This window comes from Alicyclobacillus contaminans DSM 17975 (genome assembly GCF_000429525.1).
GTDB classification, from domain to species: domain Bacteria; phylum Bacillota; class Bacilli; order Alicyclobacillales; family Alicyclobacillaceae; genus Alicyclobacillus_A; species Alicyclobacillus_A contaminans.
The window spans coordinates 1-18,771 of record NZ_AUCA01000001.1; the positions used below are offsets into that span (position 1 = coordinate 1).

Annotated in this window: 19 protein-coding genes and 1 riboswitch; of the genes, 14 read left to right on the forward strand and 5 right to left on the reverse strand. The window is 56.8% G+C overall.

All coding sequences use genetic code 11. The annotated features are described in order from the left end of the window. Positions 1–472: 472 nt before the first annotated feature. On the reverse strand, positions 473–1,234 hold the full coding sequence (locus tag G463_RS0100005) for a polysaccharide deacetylase family protein (RefSeq protein WP_169725389.1): 762 nt from the start codon (positions 1,232–1,234) through the stop codon (positions 473–475). Between the two features lie 201 nt (positions 1,235–1,435). Here G463_RS0100005 and G463_RS0100010 point away from each other — a divergent pair, with 201 nt between their 5' ends. The 5 genes from G463_RS0100010 (at position 1,436) to G463_RS0100030 (ending at position 6,881) form a co-directional block, all read left to right on the forward strand. Beyond that, on the forward strand, positions 1,436–3,343 hold the full coding sequence (locus tag G463_RS0100010; protein ID WP_051321702.1) for an APC family permease: 1,908 nt from the start codon (positions 1,436–1,438) through the stop codon (positions 3,341–3,343). A 25-nt stretch (positions 3,344–3,368) separates the two neighbouring features. Further along, a complete protein-coding gene (locus G463_RS0100015; RefSeq protein ID WP_026973580.1) occupies positions 3,369–3,803 on the forward strand; it encodes a hypothetical protein in 435 nt (144 codons plus the stop codon). Positions 3,804–3,918: 115 nt separating this feature from the next. Beyond that, positions 3,919–4,152: a hypothetical protein gene (locus G463_RS22640; protein ID WP_026973581.1), complete on the forward strand. Its 234-nt coding sequence runs from the start codon at positions 3,919–3,921 to the stop codon at positions 4,150–4,152. Positions 4,153–4,188: 36 nt separating this feature from the next. Beyond that, the gene (locus G463_RS0100025; protein WP_245575634.1) at positions 4,189–5,196 is read left to right on the forward strand and encodes an NADP-dependent oxidoreductase; all 1,008 of its coding nucleotides are present in this window, start codon (positions 4,189–4,191) and stop codon (positions 5,194–5,196) included. 504 nt (positions 5,197–5,700) lie between these two features. Then, a riboswitch (cyclic di-GMP riboswitch) is annotated at positions 5,701–5,784 on the forward strand. Positions 5,785–5,906: 122 nt separating this feature from the next. Further along, positions 5,907–6,881, forward strand: coding sequence for an EAL domain-containing protein (locus G463_RS0100030; RefSeq protein WP_026973583.1), 975 nt, complete (start codon positions 5,907–5,909; stop codon positions 6,879–6,881). Positions 6,882–7,033: 152 nt separating this feature from the next. Here the strand turns inward: G463_RS0100030 and G463_RS22645 are convergent, their stop codons facing one another. Then, positions 7,034–7,210, reverse strand: coding sequence for a hypothetical protein (locus G463_RS22645; protein WP_156900026.1), 177 nt, complete (start codon positions 7,208–7,210; stop codon positions 7,034–7,036). Between the two features lie 82 nt (positions 7,211–7,292). On the opposite strand from G463_RS22645, the gene G463_RS22650 reads away from it, so the two are divergent. Together G463_RS22650 and G463_RS22655 are read left to right on the forward strand one after the other, a co-directional pair. After that, positions 7,293–7,433: a hypothetical protein gene (locus G463_RS22650; RefSeq protein ID WP_156900027.1), complete on the forward strand. Its 141-nt coding sequence runs from the start codon at positions 7,293–7,295 to the stop codon at positions 7,431–7,433. Positions 7,434–7,525: 92 nt separating this feature from the next. Then, positions 7,526–7,813 carry a hypothetical protein gene (locus G463_RS22655; RefSeq protein WP_156900028.1) on the forward strand — a complete coding sequence of 96 codons (288 nt, stop codon included), beginning with the start codon at positions 7,526–7,528 and terminating at the stop codon, positions 7,811–7,813. Positions 7,814–7,981: 168 nt separating this feature from the next. On the opposite strand, the gene G463_RS0100050 is transcribed toward G463_RS22655, so the two are convergent. Continuing rightward, positions 7,982–8,296 carry a winged helix-turn-helix transcriptional regulator gene (locus tag G463_RS0100050; protein ID WP_026973585.1) on the reverse strand — a complete coding sequence of 105 codons (315 nt, stop codon included), beginning with the start codon at positions 8,294–8,296 and terminating at the stop codon, positions 7,982–7,984. Positions 8,297–8,423: 127 nt separating this feature from the next. Here G463_RS0100050 and G463_RS0100055 point away from each other — a divergent pair, with 127 nt between their 5' ends. Together G463_RS0100055 and G463_RS0100060 are read left to right on the forward strand one after the other, a co-directional pair. Further along, entirely contained in the window at positions 8,424–8,813 is a 390-nt protein-coding gene (locus G463_RS0100055) for a DoxX family protein (protein WP_026973586.1), read from the forward strand. Positions 8,814–8,881: 68 nt separating this feature from the next. Then, positions 8,882–9,658, forward strand: coding sequence for a dioxygenase family protein (locus G463_RS0100060; protein WP_026973587.1), 777 nt, complete (start codon positions 8,882–8,884; stop codon positions 9,656–9,658). Between the two features lie 115 nt (positions 9,659–9,773). On the opposite strand, the gene G463_RS0100065 is transcribed toward G463_RS0100060, so the two are convergent. Further along, entirely contained in the window at positions 9,774–10,970 is a 1,197-nt protein-coding gene (locus tag G463_RS0100065) for an acyl-CoA dehydrogenase family protein (RefSeq protein ID WP_026973588.1), read from the reverse strand. 588 nt (positions 10,971–11,558) lie between these two features. On the opposite strand from G463_RS0100065, the gene G463_RS17690 reads away from it, so the two are divergent. From G463_RS17690 to G463_RS17700, 4 genes are all read left to right on the forward strand, one after another. Further along, positions 11,559–12,008: a MarR family transcriptional regulator gene (locus G463_RS17690; protein WP_051321703.1), complete on the forward strand. Its 450-nt coding sequence runs from the start codon at positions 11,559–11,561 to the stop codon at positions 12,006–12,008. Between the two features lie 342 nt (positions 12,009–12,350). Then, entirely contained in the window at positions 12,351–13,568 is a 1,218-nt protein-coding gene (locus tag G463_RS17695) for a tannase/feruloyl esterase family alpha/beta hydrolase (RefSeq protein ID WP_211227370.1), read from the forward strand. A 16-nt stretch (positions 13,569–13,584) separates the two neighbouring features. Next, on the forward strand, positions 13,585–14,370 hold the full coding sequence (locus G463_RS0100080; RefSeq protein WP_026973589.1) for a 3-hydroxybutyrate dehydrogenase: 786 nt from the start codon (positions 13,585–13,587) through the stop codon (positions 14,368–14,370). Between the two features lie 215 nt (positions 14,371–14,585). After that, positions 14,586–15,554, forward strand: coding sequence for a DMT family transporter (locus tag G463_RS17700; RefSeq protein ID WP_084171076.1), 969 nt, complete (start codon positions 14,586–14,588; stop codon positions 15,552–15,554). Positions 15,555–15,603: 49 nt separating this feature from the next. Here the strand turns inward: G463_RS17700 and G463_RS0100090 are convergent, their stop codons facing one another. Further along, positions 15,604–16,632, reverse strand: coding sequence for a glycoside hydrolase family 113 protein (locus tag G463_RS0100090; RefSeq protein WP_035484802.1), 1,029 nt, complete (start codon positions 16,630–16,632; stop codon positions 15,604–15,606). 625 nt (positions 16,633–17,257) lie between these two features. Between G463_RS0100090 and G463_RS0100095 the strand changes: the two genes are divergently transcribed. Next, a complete protein-coding gene (locus G463_RS0100095; RefSeq protein ID WP_035484891.1) occupies positions 17,258–18,709 on the forward strand; it encodes an aldehyde dehydrogenase family protein in 1,452 nt (483 codons plus the stop codon). The last annotated feature ends 62 nt before the right edge of the window (positions 18,710–18,771 follow it).

The window sequence follows — 18,771 nt, forward strand, 5'->3', positions numbered from 1 at the left end:
CGAAGCACGGAGAAGCCGGTCCGACACATAACTATGGGGCAAACGACCCTGGCGGGCAGCAGACAACGGCATCCACCCTTTGACAGGCAGGACGATGGAATGTAGCGGGCTCCAACGAGACCCGGTGAGACATGAGAGGGTAAGCCACAAAGGTGCATGTGGACATCCAATGTGCGACCATATTTTAGAAAAAGGGGCTCAGCCCTTGTTTCCACATACCCTTGTGTCAGAAAGATGGACTCTGTCCTCATCCTCGGTCAAATCTGTCTGTCAGGTCAAACGAGAAATACTGCGATTGAGCTAGAATACGGGAGAAAACGAAAGATCATAGAGAGAGTTATAAGAACAAACGGTGGATGAATGTCATCGGCTGGGCGGTCATCATCATCCTGGTGGTGTTGTCTCTGTTGCTGTTTGTGTTATCGCTGTAGGTCTGGTGTTCCGCGCTGTTGGAAAGAGATTGCGCGTTGACTCAGGTGCCACGTGGTTGGTACGCAGGGAGTTCCAGCAACTCGGCAACGGTGGCAAAGGAGTATCCTTCTCGCCGAAGGGTTCGAATGATGTTTGGCAGCGCTTGGACGGTGTCTTCCAGGCTCTCGTCCCGCCCTCCCGCGAAGTGCAGCAGGATGATGGATCCGGGGCGTGCCTGGGACAGGACGTTCGCCTCCACCTGCTTGCGGGTGAGTCCGGCCCAATCCAGGCTGTCCACGTCCCACAACAAAATCTTCATTCTGAGCGAGATGATTTCGCGAATCACGTCTTGGTTCAACGCCCCGTAGGGCGGGCGGAAAAAGTAGGGTCTGACGCCGAGGATTCGTTCGATGAAAGCGTTGGTGCGTTCAATCTGTTGTCTAGCTTCCGTAAGCGAGATTTTTGTAAAGTTCGGGTGGCTCCAGCTGTGATTTTCAATGTTGTGGCCACGCCGAAACATCTCTTCAAGCATATATGGGTACTGCTGAATCCGTTGACCGACACAGTTAAATTCCGCTTTGATCCGGTATCGGTCCAACACGGAGAGAATCTGAGGCGTCCATACTGCGTCGGGGCCATCGTCGAAGGTCAAAGCGACCGTTTTACGATCCGTAGGGCCACTCAATATCACGTCATTCGGGTAGAGCGCGTGCCAGTCGATGTGTTGGGTGCTGGGCGGACGCTCTGTCAACCGTTCCGGACCGTGCTGGAATGGGGGGATCTGACGCGCCGGCTCGCGCCATTCACAGAAGAAACCGTTCATTGCATGCACCTCATTCGGAAAGGGCATTCCAACACATTCTATTCGGGGGGCATCTGCACGTGCCGCGTGCTGCGAAAGGGTGGCGCATGGAGGAGTTTCCGCGACAGGGGGCCATGATGAAGGGGTGTCTGGGACTCGACACATAAAACCCAGTCGAAGGAAAAATGCTACGACAGAATGACCGGAGGGGGAGCTTTCAATATGCACAGGGAAATTTCTTGGTTTCATCCTGTTTTGGTGTGCATCCTCATCATGGCCCTCACAATTGCTCTATTCAATTTTGGCAGCGTGAAACGTGTGCTCGTGGGGAGACCCATGCGCTCTCGCGAACTCTTTCAGCCCCATACCCAGTTGATTTGGCTGCTCGCCTTACCAATTCTGGCGGCGGATCTGTACTCGTCTGTGGCGTACGGTCCGGAAGCCGGCATCACGGAACTGGCACCGTTGGGCGAACCCGCGAAATGGTTCATTGTCCCCATCACCGGCGCCACCGTCATATTGCTGTGCATCCTGATCACGTCCTACATCATGGGGGTCACCGCGTATCCCAACGGCGGCGGGGCCTATGCCATCGCCAAGGACAATTTCAAGAAACCGTGGCTGTCCCTCGTGGCCGCCAGCGCACTGCTCGTGGACTACGTGCTGACGGTCGCCGTGTCGGTTTCTTCCGCCATACAGACCATGGCGTCGTCCTACCGATTCCTCGCGGGACACGAAACGATGATTTCCGTGCTGTGTGTGTTCATCATTCTGCTGGTCAACCTGCGCGGCGTTTCGGAATCCGCACAGATATTTGCGTATCCAACGTTTCTCTTCATGGGATGCATGCTGTTGTTGATAGCCGCAGGCTTCATGGACGAAGTTCACCACGGATTTGTGCAAGCGGAGACGCCGCCGTTTGGCACCATTCCGCGCGGGCTCACGTGGATGCTTTTGCTGAAAGCATTCAGTTCGGCGTGCTCGTCCTTGACGGGGATTGAAACCATCTCGAACGCGGTTCCGATTTTTCGCGAAGGGAAAAATGGCGCCATCAAGGCCTATGCGGCGTTGGGTCTCATCACCGCCGTGACCCTGCTCGGCTTTGCATATCACCTCTACGTCCGGGGGATATCGGTAAATCCGCACAATACGATGCTCTCCCAATTGGCGGAATTGTACTTTGGCCATGGGGCGATGTACCAAATCATCATCCTGTTCACGTTCATTGTCCTGATTCTGGCGGCGAACTCCACCTTCACCGGTTTTCCGCAGTTGGCGGCCATGGTCGCGCACGACCGTTTTTTGCCGCGGGCGCTGACGCTTCGCGGGGATAAATTGGGGTATTCCAACGGGATGATTGTGCTGGCTGCGCTGGCAGCCCTGCTGATTGAAGTGTTTCACGCGCAGACCAACGCGTTGATTCCGCTGTATGCCATCGGGGTCTTCGTCGCCTTCACCGTCGCCCAGGTTGGACTGACCAAACGGTGGTTCAGGGTCAAGGGGAAATGGTGGTCTGTCAAGGCCTTCATCAACGCGTGTGGCGCGGTGGTTACCGCGCTGGTCGCCATCATTTTCGCGGTCACGAAATTCACGGGCGGTGCATGGATTGTGCTGTTGGTCCTGCCCCTGATGATCCTTTTTGCGACGAGAATCCGGCGGCACTACGATGAAGTGTCCGAGGAACTGCGGATTGACCTGGACACGGCTCGTCCGAAAGCGCACCGCGTGCTGTCCGTGGTGCTCGTTTCGGACATCACCCGCATGGTGGTCAGCACCGTTTCCTTCGCAAAAAGCACGAGTCAGGACGTCATCGCGCTGTACATCGGGTTTGACGACGAATCCATCGAGAGAATGGAACAAAAGTGGGCGGCCTTTGGAGCACCCTGCCGGTTGGTGACCCTCAAAAGCGAGTATCGTTCCATCCTGCATCCGTTGTCCAAGTTCATTCGCCGGTTGGAGAATTACGAAGGCGGCAGGCCGGATCATATTCAACTCGTCATTGCCCAGTTCTTGCCCAGAAGATGGTGGCATTACATCCTGCACAACCAGACGTCTCTGCTGATTCGGGCCTGGGTGCTTCAGAACAAGGATGTGGTGGTCACGACTGTGCCGTATCATTTGCGTCAGTAGGTTCAGAAATGGAGGAGAACTGGCGTTGAAGAAAAAGCTCATGGAATCCCTCGAAACAGAGATTGAGGATGTGATCACCGGCCGAGTCCACAGATGGCCATTCATCATCGCTGTCCTACTGATTGGCGTGTTGCTCAGTGCCCTATCAGAAAATTTAACAGTGGGCCCGAGCTGGACCGTCCTGGTGGTGGTGTGTTTGCTGAGCATTATGAACACGGAGGAAGCGCCGGATTTGTACTTTCCGCAAATGGCCATTGCGTCGGAGGAGTGGAAGCACTGGAAGCCATCGTTTTCCGATTACGTGTTCCTGGCGTTCAATACCAGCACCGCATTCAGTCCCACAGACACGATGGTATTGTCGAAACGGACGAAAATCCTTTGTGTAATTTTGCCGCTGGGTTTCTTCATGTGCCATATTCCCTCCCTATGGAATATCGACACAAATCTTAATACTCTATGATTAACGCTCGATGAGTGGGGATTCAAAGTAGATTAAAATTTCGTCAAGGTATGCTGGTGACTAAATCTCTTGTCAACCATGTTGGGCAATATTCCTCCCAGTTGGAGTCTTGGTTTTGCACGGTCATATCAACGAAGTATCAGGTGTGAAAATTCATGCGATGATCGCCCGCGAACATTGCATACGCATCACCGGGGCGTTCGTGGTTTTCACTATGGTACCTGCGGATCAGATCCCGACGTTTGTCGCGATGAAGGCCTTGAGTGGACTGACGTATTTCCGAGGACGTTTCGTGCTCACGGCCTTCTTGCCCTGCCGCTCAGCACCACATGGCAAAATTGTGCCATGATATATTCGGTACCCTCAAATGGAAGGAGCATTGCGAATGCCAACTCTCATGAACCGCCAGATTCGTTTGAAGAGCAGGCCCACCGGTCTGCCCACTCTGGATAACTTTCAGTTTGTTGAAGTGCCACTGCCGCCTCTCGAGGCAGGGCAAGTCCTGGTGAGCTCGCGGTTTATTTCGGTCGATCCGTACATGCGCGGCCGGATGAGTGAACGGAAGTCCTACGTGCCTCCGTACGCGTTGAATGAACCCATTGCCGGCGGTGTTGTGGCGGAAGTGGTGGAGACCAAGTCTCCGAACTTCGCGGTCGGCGACATTGTTTTGTGCGGGTACGGATGGCAAACCCATGCGGTGGTTCACGAAGACCAAATCCGCAAGATCAATCCCAGTCTCGCTCCCATTTCCACTGCGTTAGGGGTGCTGGGCATGCCAGGCCTCACCGCATATTTTGGTCTGTTGGATATCGGGCGTCCTGCGCAGGGCGAAACGGTGGTCGTCTCGGGGGCCGCTGGCGCCGTCGGCATGATTGTGGGTCAAATCGCCAAGATCAAAGGCGCGCGTGTGGTCGGGATTGCCGGCTCTGACGCAAAGGTGAACTACCTGACGCAGGAACTCGGATTTGACGCGGTCATCAACTACAAAACGTCGCCAGACCTGAACCGGGCGGTGGCGAAAGCTTGCCCGGCGGGGGTTGACGTGTACTTCGACAATGTGGGAGGTTCCATTTCCGACGCCGTCCTTGCCCATCTCAACGACGGGGCCCGCATTCCCATCTGCGGTCAAATCGCCCTGTATAATTTGGAGCAAGCAGATGTCGGACCACGAGTGCAGTCTCAGCTGCTGATTCATCGTGCGCTCATGAAGGGATTTATCGTCGGCGATTATTCAGCGCGCTTTGGAGAAGGAATTTCCCAGTTGGCGAAGTGGGTGCAGGATGGGCAGCTGAAGTTTAAAGAGACCATTGTCCACGGGTTCGACAATACCGTAAACGCGTTCCTGGGGCTGTTCTCCGGAGAAAACCTGGGGAAGCAGTTGGTCCAAGTGTAAGACGACACACCGCACCGCTCCCGCCGTTTGACAGGTTCGCGCACCTGAAGGAGCCGCCCGGACGGTCCATCGAGGAGAAACCTGCAGGAACTGAAGACGTTGCGATCCCAGAATACAACCAAGCTCCTGGCTCGCCCCTGGATGTGTATGCATCGGGGGCGTCTTTTGTGTGGACATGCCGGGTTGTATTGAGCCGCCACGAATGGACGGTGGGCCGCATGGCCACGTTCCGTTAATGCAGAGTGATGGTCACCGACGCGTCCAGCTTTCCAAACCGATACACTCGAATTCATGCGGCCAGTCGACGCAACCGGGGACTCAAGTCCATCTCCCGGCTCCATTGGCTCTTGGCGTGTGAACCTCTTCGAGGATTCGACAGAAACCACAGTCATGCGATGAATTTCTGCAAATGTTGCGTATTTCGAGGTCGAAATTTCATAGCGCCGTTGAAATATGTCGATTTATGGTGCAGAATACCATTGACAAACACAAGTGTAATCTTCCACATGAACAGGGCAAACCAGTGGAAACGCTGGGACGCAAAGCCACGGGTCTAAGGGTAAAACCTATGATCGCCGGGTTGCCACGACATACCTTTTGGGCGATCCGTGCACGGGTTGCCTTTTTCTACAAATTGGGGCGAAGGGTGAGGGGAATGGTAGACAAGAAGAATATCACGCTGTCGAAAAATCGGGTGAGGGGTGGGGGAAATGAGCAAGAAGCATATCACACTTGCGAATGGAAAAATAACCCTTCCGGGGGGGGGGGGGGGGTATAATCCTCCAATAAACCCAATTTATGATATTTCTATTCAAAGAAGTGTTGAATGGATACTTGAGCAAGGACGCATTGACACCGTCTACCATCCGATTGTAGATCACGCCAACAGCACGGTTTTCGGACATGAGGTTCTCAGCCGTCCCCACTACGAAGGGCAACGGATTCCACCGGATGTCTGGTTTCACGCCGCTTATGAAAGCGGCCTGGCCGTGGATGCGGATTTGCTTTCGCTCTCCACCGGGGTGAAAGATTTCAGTGCATTGCCCCACGGAATCGCTTCCACCCCTCTGTTTGTCAATGTGATGCCCAACAGCCTTTCCGACAAGTCTTTTCTTCGGGGGGTTGAAATCCTCTTTGAAGAGGGATATCGCCAACCGGATGAATTGGTTTTCGAAGTCATTGAGCATGTGTCGTACGATCCGAAGTCATTGGCCCAATGCATCAAGCCCCTGCGCTCACTCGGAATTCGCATTGCCTTGGACGACTTCGGGATGGGGAATGCCAATCTCGCTGCGCTCGTTCAGCTTGAGCCGGACTTCATCAAAGTGGATCGTTCGCTGATTCAGGGAATTTCCACGTCATCCGCAAAGCAACGACTGTTGTCCCACCTGGTGGATTATATGGATTCGGGTAATTCGGTGATTGCGGAGGGTGTGGAAACCCACGACGACTTGCTCGCTGTTCAGGCATCCGGCGTGAATCTGAGCCAAGGATACTACTGGACCGCTCCCATGCCCATCACGAATCTCACCCTGTTGACGGAGGCTATAGAGAAGGCGAGAGACGAACTGGTCGCTTGTGTGCAAGAGAAAAACGGTGTGTTGACAGACGACGAAGTGGTGCAGAAGAGTCAACAACTGGACTTCCTGATTATACAATATTGCCATTTGGGCCTCGGGATGTAGGGGGCGGGGCGAAGATGGGCGAACTGAAGAGGTCGGGCCTGTCGTATGTGGAAAGATTCATTTGGAAGTCCTCCGTCGATCCGGACCTCGAACCGCAAACGGCCCCCTTCAGGGAGCCGTTGCGGTTCTGACGACTCTGCCGGTGTACCGGTTCAGATCTTGAAATGCTGGATCAGTTGCTGCAGTTCATCGGCCATCCGCGCCAACTCCGTGGCGGACCCCGAAATTTCCTCCATGGACGCGAGCGGTTCCTCAGTGGCCGCGGAGACGTTCTGCGTTCCCGCGGCGTTGTTTTCCGCAATCTCCGCGATGAATCGGATGGATTTCACCACTTCTGCGCTGCGCTCGGACAGCTTCTGGACAGCGGAAGAAACTTCTTGAATCTGGCTCGCAACGTGGGTCGCTCCCTCAATGATGCGACGACTGGACCGGGCGATGGAATGGGTGAAATACAACACGGATTGGTTGGTTCAGGAAGTCTCCGCCATCGGTCGCGGACTCAGTGCCGGGATGCTCGAATATCCGTGGTGGTTTTCCTGCGACAACGGTTAAGCCTTGCTCGGAGTGCTGCCGCTCGGGCGCTTTGAACTGTGCGAAGACACGCTGCGCCTGTCTATGGCCTCCTGTACCCGGTGGTCTGCCAGATGTTTGGTATTCAGCCGCTGGCGCACGAGCGGCAGTGCTGCATTCACCTGAACATGCCTGGGGCTTGGCGGGATGTGTCGATGCGGAGACTGAGGAGGGGGGACAACCGGATGGATCTCCACTACCATCGAACCGAGGACGGGCAGGTTCTCTTGCACGCGGCGTCGGAGGCCGATTGGACATGGCCCGTCTCGCTGCTGCATGCCACAGGGTCATCCATTCGTCTGGACGACGGCATCCTCAGCGTGCCGGCCGGCGGACAGGTCACATTGGCAGTCTCGCCGTGAGCGGAACCGAATGTCCACTTCATGCAAGGGATTTCGCATGCTTCGAGCGAGTTTGCAATTTCCTCATGAAGCGGCTGCCTGAACGGTTCTGCGGCGACATTCGGGCGAACATGTGCGGGAACCTGCCGCCGCTCGGTCAACCGCACTTCTTCGGTGTAGACGACGCGGTCACAGTTCCACCCATTTGTTCGCCCAGTCCTGCACCTTTTCCATGACGGCTTGCAGTTCCCGGCCCTTCTCCGTAAGATGATACTCGATGCGGACGGGCGTTTCAGGGTACACGGTCCGCTTCACAATCCCCGCATTTTCCAACTCCTTCAGACGCTCCACGAGCATCCTGTCGCTCAAATGGGGAATCACCTCGGCGATTTCGGAAAACCGGTGCTTGCCGGACAGCATGGCGTGAATAATCAGTCCCGTCCACCGCTTTCCGAGCAGTTCGAAGGCGGATTCGAATTTGGGGCACATCTGGTAGTCAGCCATTGCGAACACCTCACTCTAAACTAATTATAAATCAGATGTTGACTAAAAGTAAGTATCAAGGTATGATGAGGACGCGGACTTAGGCTTACCAATCGTAAGCTAGTAAAATAAAGGAAGGTGTTTTGCGGTGAGTCTTGGACTGTTGATCATTCGCCTGGTGATTGGACTCACCATGGCGGGACACGGGACGCAAAAGTTGTTCGGCTGGTTCGGTGGCCACGGATTGAAGGGAACCGGCGGCTGGCTGGAATCCATCGGCCTGAAACCGGGGATGTTCATGGCGCTGCTGGCGGGGCTCGCGGAACTGGTCGGCGGGATCCTCTTTGCAGTTGGATGGGGAATGCCTGTCGCGGCGATTCTGATTGTACTGACTATGCTCGTGGCCGTGGTAAAGGTTCACGGGAAGAACGGTTATTGGGTGACCCAGAACGGGTTTGAGTATAATCTCATCCTCATGGCGATTGCCGTCGGCGTGGCCCTGGTGGGTCCCGGCGCGTACGCGATTCACATCGGTTAACGCAGCGGCGCGCCGTTCCAACAGAGGGCGGTGCTTCGCACAGAGTCCACAGGGAAGGGGCCGTGAACATGCTGCCGTCACTCTTCATCGCGCACGGTGCACCGCTGTTGGCTGTGGAGGCCAACGAATACACGCAATTCCTTCGTGAATTAGGAGAAAATCTGCCGCGCCCCCGGGCCGTGGTGCTGTTTTCCGCTCATTGGCTGGCGGGCGTACAACGCGTCAGCGCGGTGGATACGTATGAGACCATCCACGATTTCGGAGGATTTCCGGAGGAACTGTACCAGATTCAATACCCCGCAAAGGGGGACGCGGAGATGGCGCGCGCGGTGGAAGCGCGGTTGGCGGAACACGGCATTCCTTCCGCGGTGGATACGGGGCGCGGCCTCGACCATGGCGCATGGGTGGTGCTGCGGCTGCTGTATCCGGAAGCGGATGTGCCGGTGGTTGCGATGTCCGTGAATCCCCGGCTCACCCCGGCTGAACAGTACGACATCGGGAAGGCGCTGGCGGCGCTGCGGCAGGAGGATGTTCTCCTGATTGGCAGCGGCGGTACCGTCCACAACCTGGGCGCGTTGGCGTGGAACGCCAGCCAGCCGAACGACTGGGCGCTTGCGTTCGACCAGTGGCTGGAGCGCCACGTGAAAGCGTGGGATTTGGGATCGCTCTTCCAATATGAGGCCCTCGCTCCCCACGCGCGCCTGGCGGTTCCGCCACATGGAAATGAGCATTTTGCTCCCCTCTTGTATGCGATGGGCGCTGCGGATGACGTCCGTACGGCGGCGTTGCTGCATCGGAGCTACCGGTATGGGAGTCTCAGCCAGAGCGTTTGGCAGTTCGGTTAACCCGTTCCATCAGGGGCCACCACCCGCAGGAGGGGGGGCCCCTGAACGGTCACAGATCGGCGTTTTCAAAGTGGATAACAATACCCAGGGTTTCCGCCGCTCCTCTGCCGATGGCTCATACCTCCGGATTCCATGCGGGCAGCATTCGGTTCAACGGCTTATCCTGTCGAAATCCCAAGGCGTATTCCGCCTGCATGATGGTGTGGATTTCCCGCGTGCCTTCGTAAATGACCAACGCCCGCGCATTGCGCAGGAACCGCTCCACCGGGTATTCGTTGGAGTAGCCATAGGCGCCGTGGATCTCCACCGCGTTGTTGGCCGCTTCAAACGCTGTGTCGGCGGCAATCCATTTGGCCAGAGACGTCTCCCGCGTGTTCCGCACGCCCCGATTTTTCAGCCATCCCGCCCGGTACACCAACAACTCTGAGATCTGCAGCCCCGCTTCCATTTTGGCAATCATCTGCTGCACCAATTGGTGGCGGCCAATCTCCTTGCCAAACGTTTTCCGCGTCAACGCGTATTTGACCGACGCATCCAGGCACGCTCGCGTCAATCCCACGGCACCCGCCGCCACGGTGAAGCGCCCGTTGTCCAGCGCCGACATGGCAATTTTGAATCCCTCGCCCTCTTCGCCAAGGCGATTCTCCACGGGTACGCGCACGTCTTCCAAAATCACTTCCCCCGTGTCGCCGCCGTGAATCCCGAGCTTTCCGGTGATGGGGCGCGTGGTGACACCTGGAAAGTTTCGCTCCACGATGAATGCGGTCATGCCCCGGTGCTTCAACGCCGGATTGACCGTCGCGAACACGAGCAGATGATCCGCGTGATTCGCCATGGAGATCCACAGTTTCGATCCGTTCAGCACATACTCATCTCCAACCCGCACGGCCCGGGTCCGGATGGCTCCCGCGTCTGATCCCGCATCCGGTTCGGTCAAGGCAAATGCCGCAAGCGCCCTGCCCTGGGCCTGCGGCACGAGGTAGCGTTGTTTTTGATCCTCTGTCCCCCACTGCAGCAGCGTCATGCTGTGGAGGCCCGTGTGAACCGACACAGCGGTGCGGTACGCGGTGTCTCCGTATTCCAGCTCGCTGCACACAATGGCCAGCGCGTTGTAATCCATGCCGGCCCCGCCGTACTGTTCTGGAATGCACACGCCCATGAGACCAAGTTCGGCCAGTTTGCGGATGACGCCCGTTTCAAAGTGATGGTTCTCGTCCCAGGTTTTGATGTGGGGGAGAATTTCATTCTTCGTGAACTGGCGGACGAGCGCTTGCAGTTCCAACTGCTCCGGACTGAGAGAGAAATCTAGCATGCTTTGATCACATCCTTTCATATGCTCTGTTATTCTGAAAACCAAGCTCCAGGCCGAATTGGCCACAGAGCGCATTGAATGAGTGATGGTTGCGCAGATGAATTCCTGTAATCGGATGAATATTCAGACGTGAATATGCTACGCTCCCTACGGAAACATTTCAACAGTCTTCAGATCACTTTTTCGTCCTGTGATTCATTTCCACAGCATGTGATACACCCGGTGGTCAGCAACAAATTTCAGTTTGATGCACTTTACCTTCGATGGTGCCAAGCTAGTTGTTTCGGACGTTTAGCAATTCAACCGCTTTCCACGCGCAGGTTCCTTGGCGGGTTTTCGAGGGACTCTACAGAACATCAAATCGCCGCTCACGGTCCGATTTGGCCGAAAACGGCGATCCCAAGATTTTAGAACAGGCGATAAACCCTCATTATGTAACACGTCTCTGCTCATTTCTCACCGAAATCGTCGGGACAAACACGAGCCGTTGCCCACTGTCGGAGGGGGCATTCCAAACTGCCTCCACTTTGGACAGCGGGAAATATACCGCGTTCACTTTGAGCTTTGTTTTCGAAATGGAAAAAGAGGATGGAGTCCGATGAAGAGAAACAGTGGTTGAGAGAACATTGCCAAAATGCCGTGCTGCTCGAGGCCATGGAAAACATGACCACAATGATGATCCATGTGTTAGATACCATTGGTCGGTTTCAACCCGTGAATGGTATAACTATCTCAAAGCATATGGATGTTCCAAAAGGCACTGTGTCAAAGATCACACGGGGGTTGATGAAGAGTGGGCTGATAGTGACAGGGTCTCTTCCCGAAAATAAGAAGGAAATACTGTTCCGTTTGACTCCTCTTGGGCAAGAACTTTTCGAACTCCATGACACCCTACATCAGAGAATTGAAGTCGGTGTTGATAAGATTTTTCAGAAATATGATGTAAATGAACTCCGTTTTATTATCAAGTTCTTAAGAGATGGTTTGGAATCGCCATGGATAGACCCAGGTTCGAACAGTGAACACAAACATAAATGACTCTCGCCCACAAATGTTCAGTAAGTTCCATGCTCCCTGCCCGTACGACAGAACGCGTCCCATAACGGGGGTTTTGTCGACTCAAAGGTCTTCAGATTCCATTCTGGAGCCTTTTTCGTCAGTCTCGCGATGGGCGTAGTGCGCAAGGGCGCTGCCATGTCGTATGATCTCTTGCTCGGATTTACGGGAATTGTGTCGTTTGGACACGCCATGTTCTTTGGCACCGGGGCCTGTGTGATGGGCATTTGTCTGCCCCGGGGAAACGGGGCCCTCGGCAGCCTGACATTCGGGTTGGTGCAAAGGTGTGCTTGGCACGATACTTCAATGGAGAGGGCGACGCACATGGAAGACAACGTTCCTGCCTTCAAACCGGCAGAAGATCTGACAACGAACGGATGGGGCGTGGACGCCGATGCGGAGCCGCTGGTGGAGCGCCGGCCCCGGATTGAACGACCCATCCCCGGGGGCTGGTGGACGGGAACGGTCGGCGGGAGCCGTGCCGTCGTACGCCTGCCGGAGGCGGCGTTGTGGAACGGGAAACTGATGATTGGCGCCACTCCTGCGGTGCGCAATGAGTTCTCGCTCGACCTCCTGTTGAGTGACATCGCATTGCAGCGCGGCTACGCATATGCCGCCTGCGACAAGGGGACGCCGGGCTTGGTCCTGCGAGATCCGGACCGGCAGATGACCGAGTGGCCGGAGAACTATCGACAGTTGACCGAGTTTGCGAAGTCCGCGGTCCGCACTCACTACGGTCAACCTGCCAACAAGGTGTACATTTCCGGCGTTAGCAATGGCGGGTACATCACCCGAATCATGTTGGAGCGATTTCCAGAACTGTTTGACGGAGGCGTAGAATGGGAAGGGGTGCTCTGGCAATCGGAAGGGCGGCACCTGCTGACCTGCCTGCCGGTGTACGTCCAGCAGTTCCCGGTGTACGCCAATTGGCGCGGCGACAGCACCTCGTCCGAGCGCCACGCCGCGCTGGAGGCGCTGCTGGCGGCGGGATTGCATCCGGAAACGGAACCGTACTGGCCGCAGTACTTCATGATGTATTGGTTGGTGTCACTGTGGCTGTATGGACGCAATCTCGATCCGGATTGGGCCCCGTTCGCTGCGCCTTGGGACAACAGATGGCTGCAAGATCCGAGCCCGCTTGCGTACCCATGGGCGGATCGATTGGATGTGCTGGCTCGGCGCATCGAACCCATCGCCAATACGGGACATTTGACCAAACCGCTGCTATCGGTGGCGGGCAACTGGGATTGCCTGGTGGCGTTCCCGCACCACGCGCAGGCGTACGCGCGGCTGGTGGAAAGCCGGGGTGCTGCGCATTGGCACCGGCTGTACGAGATTGAGCGAGGCAATCACGTGGATGGGATGCTGCGCGGCCATCGCGGGCGTCAACAGGCGGTGCACCCATCCTACGAGGCGGCGCTCCATCACTTGGAGGCATGGGTCGAACGGGGCATCGTGCCGCCGCCGTCCGGTCGATTCGGGACGGTGTCGGCGTTTGCTGGAGACGTGACGCTGTACACGTCCGTCGCTCCCTCAGATTAACCGGAAGGTGATATGCATGGAACAACAACTGCACGGAAGGGCGGCGGTGGTCACCGGCGCCGCCAGCGGCATCGGTTTGGCGATTGCCACCAAATTTGCAGAACAGGGTGCGCGCGTAGTGATTTCAGACCTGCGGCCAGAGGCTGCAGCCGAGGCGGCGGAAGCCCTGCGCCAGCGGGGACTGGAAGCGGTGCACTGCGCTGCCGACGCCGCCAAGGAACAGGATATCCAGGCTCTGTTGGCGTTTGTGCGGGAACGGTACGGATCGATTGACATTCTGGTGAACAACGCAGGCATCCAGCACGTGGCGGCCATCGAAGAATTCCCGACGGAGAAGTTTGAACAAATCGTGCGGCTGATGCTGGTGGGGCCGTTCATGGCCATCAAGTATGCGTTTCCACACATGAAAGCAGCGGGATTTGGGCGCATCATCAACGTTGCGTCCATCAATGGGCTCATTGGCTTTGCGGGCAAAGCGGCGTACAATTCGGCGAAGCACGGCGTCATTGGGTTGACGAAGGTGGCCGCGCTGGAGGGCGCCGCGCGCGGCATCACAGTGAACGCCCTCTGCCCGGGTTACGTGGATACGCCGCTGGTCCGCAACCAGCTGCGGGATCTGGCGGCGACCCGCGGCGTCCCATTGGAAAAGGTGCTGGAGGAAGTGATCTATCCGCTGGTTCCTCAGCGCCGTCTGCTGCAACCGGAAGAAATCGCGGACTACGCGGTGTTTCTGGCATCGGATAAGGCGCGGAGCGTCACCGGGCAGGCGGTGGTCATTGACGGCGGCTACGTTGCGCAGTAACCGAACGGGACGGGCACGCGGGGGCCGGTGGCGTCATGCTTTCGTAGGATACGTGCCCTTCCACTCCTTAGACATGGAAGTACGAAAACAGTTTCGAGTCTGGCCTTCCACCTTGCAACGACAGCCGAAATGAGAAGGCAAGATGTCAGAAGCAAATTCGCCGATGAACTGGTACAACGGAATCGAGGCGTGATCTCTAATGGGGAGGCATCTTCATGAAACCCAAAGACATCATCATGCTCCTTCTCTTGGCTGCGTTGTGGGGCGGTTCCTTCCTATTTATGCGCATTGGGGCGCCCGCACTGGGACCGGTGATGCTCATTGAGCTGCGCGTATTGCTGGCGGGAATCACACTGGTTGGCTTGGCGTTGGCAAGTCGGCACCGCATTCATATCTTGCACAAGTGGTGGCAGTACCTCGTGCTGGGAGCGGCCAACGCCGCCATCCCCTTCACGCTCATTTCGTACGCCGAATTGCGGCTGAGTGCGGGGCTGGCGGCCATCCTCAACGCCACAACGCCCATGTTCACCGCGCTGGTTGCTTGGTTGTGGGCGAACGAGCCATTCAACCTGAAAAAGCTGTCCGGGGTGGTGCTGGGCATTCTCGGCGTGGGCGTGTTGGTGGGCTGGCAATCCGGCGGCAATGGACCTCACCTCTGGCTCTCCGCGTCGTTCTCGCTGCTCGCCGCCCTCTCTTACGGCGTGGCGGGCGTGTTTTCCTCGCGGTACTTCAAGGGGGAAAGTCCGATGGATATGGCCATCGGTCAGCAGTTGGCGGCGAGCATCATCCTGGTTCCGTGGAGTTTGGCGGCACTTCCTCGGGAGGCCCCGTCACCGGTTGTCACGGTATCCGTCCTCGGACTGGCTGTGCTGTGTACCGCCATCGCCTACCTGTTTTACTTTGCGCTCATCCACAGCGTCGGTGCGTTGAAAACGTTGACCGTCACGTTCTTGGTCCCTGTGTTTGGCGTCATCTGGGGCAGGCTATTCCTCCAGGAACCCGTCACTCTGCGGATTCTCCTCGGGTTGCTCATCATTTTGTCGAGCGTCGCCCTCGTGGCCAACGTGCGTGTGGATCGAACGCGCCACAGAAACGCAGAGGCGTCGCGGAACGGCGACCGGCGCGGCCATCGCCCGGAGAGCACGGTGGAGGACGCACTGAACGTCATGAGGTGCGAAGAATAAACAAGGGCGATGCCTTTGTGCAATCGCCCTGTTGAATCACAGATTTATCTCATGATGGGTTGCCATAATATCGTGCGATGGCATGAAACGCTTCCTTAGGTTCCCATGGAAGCGGATACCGTGATGTTTTGATGCCATCCCAGGACCGCACAATGCTAAAACTGGCAACGTCCAAATCCCGATCCGGATCAGCACTGGAAGGATAACTGGGGCTAACAAATGTGAAGACAAAGGCACCTTCCACGCCCTCACCTTCGAACAGTGCGAGCATATCCGTCAGGTACCGCGCTTGGACGCCTTCATCTCGTATCAGTGATTTTTTCAGACGCCAAGGTTGGGAATCTCGGTCAATCACGAGCCACCCCATACTCCCTTGGTCCTCAGCGCCGACATAGGTGCAGCATCCAAATTCGGTGACGACAATCGGCTTCCCATAGTCTTTGTATTTTCGGATGAGGTCTCGAAAATGATTGGAATTGTTGGCATCACGGTAAGCGTCAATACCCACAAAATCAAAGATGCGCCAGTCGATATCTTCCCATAATCCGGCGGCATACGTTAGTGGCCCCGAGAACCGCTTCCTCGCTTCCGTTGCCGCGCGTGCCAAGAAATTGTTTAACCGTTCCACTGGCGATCCCTGTGCGAAGAGTTCCTCAGTCCATCGCGATGGGTCGGAAAGCACCGCCAATCGTTCCAGTCCGTTATTCCCAGGTATCAAGCCTGCCATGAATACACTGAGTTCACAACCGATAACTAAAACAACCTGAACATCGTATTTGCGCAGTTCCTCACACACATGGGCCGCATCTACAATCTGGTTGAATGTTTCCTGTTCGTCAGCATCGTGCAAAGACGGTGACAGCCAAACATCGAGTCCCTGGCGCGCGGTGATATTTGCAGCCATTTTCAGTCGCTCCATGTCCTGCCCCGTGATGCGTACGGCAGTGCAATGCAACTCCTCAGAAATGATTTTCATCTCTCGCGCGACTACGTCCGATGTCAGCGTTTCGCGTGTGATCCCGCCCTTGATGACAGGCATTCCAACATCGTAGGTCACACCTTTGACCTTTAAGGTCATGTCCTGCATCTCCTTTGGTTCGTCCTTGCATATAACGGCTGAACTGCTAAAGGCAGTTGCCCAAATCCCTTGTCGCAATGCCTTAGAAAGACTCCATCCACCTCTGCCAGCCTGTGTGATACGTGTTGACGTGTTGCACGAACATGACCTTGTGATACGAAATGGCTCAGTACCAGATTACCCTGAACGATAAACGTTTGAGAAGCGTCAACCATCGCTTGTGAGGATTTGGGCACTTGGCTGAGGAGCCTTCATGCATCTCTGGATACCCCTATGCAGTTGCGCATAGGCCGTTCCATCGCCAGGCACCTGAAGGTTCGGAGGGAGGCACCGGTCCATCGAGAAATCTGCCCATTCAGCGATGAATAGCGGTCAGCGGGCCCGCCGCGGCCTTGCATTCCGCTCATCCCCAGAGACCGCGCTTTCTAGATCTCTTCCACTTTGGCACGAATCTTGCGGAAGCGGCCTGTGACGGCGCGTTGGGGCGAGCCCATGCGGAATGGCCGCCAAGCCGCGCCGGCTGAAGGAGGAGAGGCGGATGACGGAAAGCTTGACTGGGGCTACGGCGGTGAATCCGCAGCGATGGTTGGAGGAACTGAGGAAGGACGACGCGGGCGTTTTCCTGATGTACGTGGACGGCGAATGGGTGAACGGATCTGCCGGTGAAGTTCGCGAGGTGGTGAATCCGGCGACCGGAGAGGTCATCGCCCGCGTGGCGGAGGGCACGGAGGACGATGCACGGGCGGCCATCCGGGCTGCGCGGCGCGCGTTCGATGAAGATGGCTGGGCGGAGGTTACGGCGCTGGAACGAGCGCAACTGCTGTTTCGCTTGGCGGACGCTATCGAAGAACACGCGGATCTTCTGACCCGTTTGGAGACGCTCGATAATGGCAAGCCGTTGCGCGAGGCGCAGTTCGACGTTGCCGATGCGGCCAACTGTTTTCGCTACTACGCCGGACTGGCGACCAAACCGCACGGTCAGGCAGTGAACGTCCCCGCCCCGTCGCAGACGTTCGTCGTTCGGGAGCCAGTGGGCGTGTGCGGGCAAATTATTCCGTGGAACTATCCGCTCCTGATGGCGGCGTGGAAGCTCGCACCCGCGCTGGCGGCCGGCAACACCTGCATTCTCAAACCGTCTGAAATCACACCACTGTCCGCGCTGATGCTCAGTCGCTTGATTCACGAAGTCGGGTTTCCCCGCGGCGTGGTCAACATTGTGCTGGGCGCCGGCGCGGTGGTCGGACAAACGTTGGCAGAAAGTCACGACGTCGATAAAATCGCGTTCACCGGTGGCACGGTCACCGGGCGTAAGATTATGCAGGCCGCCACGGGTAACCTCAAGAAAATTTCGCTGGAACTGGGCGGGAAGTCCCCGAACATCGTGTTTGCCGACGCAGACTTCGAAACGGCGGTGGATTACGCGCTGTTTGGGATCTTTGCCAACGCCGGCCAGGTGTGTTCGGCCGGATCTCGCCTCTTGTTGGAGGCGTCCATCCACGACCAGTTTGTGGAGGCGCTGGTGGACCGCGCGAAAAAGATTCGGGTGGGGGATGGGTTCCATCCGGACACGGAGATGGGGCCTCTGGTTTCTCAACAGCACCTGGAGAAGGTGGAGCGGTACATCCAGATTGGCCTCGAGGAAGGCGCCACGCTGCGCTGCGGGGGAGAGCGGGTGCGGGTGGACAGCGGAGGCTACTTTTTGGCCCCCACCATTTTCACCAATACGCGTCCCGACATGCGGATTGTGCAGGAGGAGATTTTTGGCCCAGTGCTCGCGGTGCAGAAGTTCGAAGACGAGCGCGATGCCATCCGCTTGGCGAACGATACGGTGTACGGGCTGGCCGGCGCGGTGTTCACGTCGGACATCGCCAAAGCGCATCGGGTTATTCAAAAACTGCGCGCGGGCATCACGTGGATGAACACCTATCATCCGACGTACAACGAGACTCCGTGGGGCGGCTACAAGCAATCCGGTATCGGACGCGAACTGGGGACGTTTGGCTTCGAGGAATACACCGAGGTCAAGCAAATCAACGTCAATTTGGCGGTGAAACCGTCCGGCTGGTTCCGCGGCTGATACGGCGGTCGGCGCCCGCAGCGGGTGCCGCTGCCCGACTCACATCCATTCAAGGGGGGGTT

Bases quoted from the DNA above. Each gene is read 5' to 3' on its own strand.
- G463_RS0100005 (WP_169725389.1), bottom strand. From the start codon at position 1,234: ATGAACGGTTTCTTCTGTGAATGGCGCGAGCCGGCGCGTCAGATCCCC.
- G463_RS0100010 (WP_051321702.1), top strand. From the start codon at position 1,436: ATGCACAGGGAAATTTCTTGGTTTCATCCTGTTTTGGTGTGCATCCTC.
- G463_RS0100025 (WP_245575634.1), top strand. From the start codon at position 4,189: ATGCCAACTCTCATGAACCGCCAGATTCGTTTGAAGAGCAGGCCCACC.
- G463_RS0100030 (WP_026973583.1), top strand. From the start codon at position 5,907: ATGAGCAAGAAGCATATCACACTTGCGAATGGAAAAATAACCCTTCCG.
- G463_RS22650 (WP_156900027.1), top strand. From the start codon at position 7,293: ATGATGCGACGACTGGACCGGGCGATGGAATGGGTGAAATACAACACG.
- G463_RS22655 (WP_156900028.1), top strand. From the start codon at position 7,526: ATGTTTGGTATTCAGCCGCTGGCGCACGAGCGGCAGTGCTGCATTCAC.
- G463_RS0100050 (WP_026973585.1), bottom strand. From the start codon at position 8,296: ATGGCTGACTACCAGATGTGCCCCAAATTCGAATCCGCCTTCGAACTG.
- G463_RS0100060 (WP_026973587.1), top strand. From the start codon at position 8,882: ATGCTGCCGTCACTCTTCATCGCGCACGGTGCACCGCTGTTGGCTGTG.
- G463_RS0100065 (WP_026973588.1), bottom strand. From the start codon at position 10,970: ATGCTAGATTTCTCTCTCAGTCCGGAGCAGTTGGAACTGCAAGCGCTC.
- G463_RS17690 (WP_051321703.1), top strand. From the start codon at position 11,559: ATGGAGTCCGATGAAGAGAAACAGTGGTTGAGAGAACATTGCCAAAAT.
- G463_RS17695 (WP_211227370.1), top strand. From the start codon at position 12,351: ATGGAAGACAACGTTCCTGCCTTCAAACCGGCAGAAGATCTGACAACG.
- G463_RS0100080 (WP_026973589.1), top strand. From the start codon at position 13,585: ATGGAACAACAACTGCACGGAAGGGCGGCGGTGGTCACCGGCGCCGCC.
- G463_RS17700 (WP_084171076.1), top strand. From the start codon at position 14,586: ATGAAACCCAAAGACATCATCATGCTCCTTCTCTTGGCTGCGTTGTGG.
- G463_RS0100090 (WP_035484802.1), bottom strand. From the start codon at position 16,632: ATGACCTTAAAGGTCAAAGGTGTGACCTACGATGTTGGAATGCCTGTC.
- G463_RS0100095 (WP_035484891.1), top strand. From the start codon at position 17,258: ATGTACGTGGACGGCGAATGGGTGAACGGATCTGCCGGTGAAGTTCGC.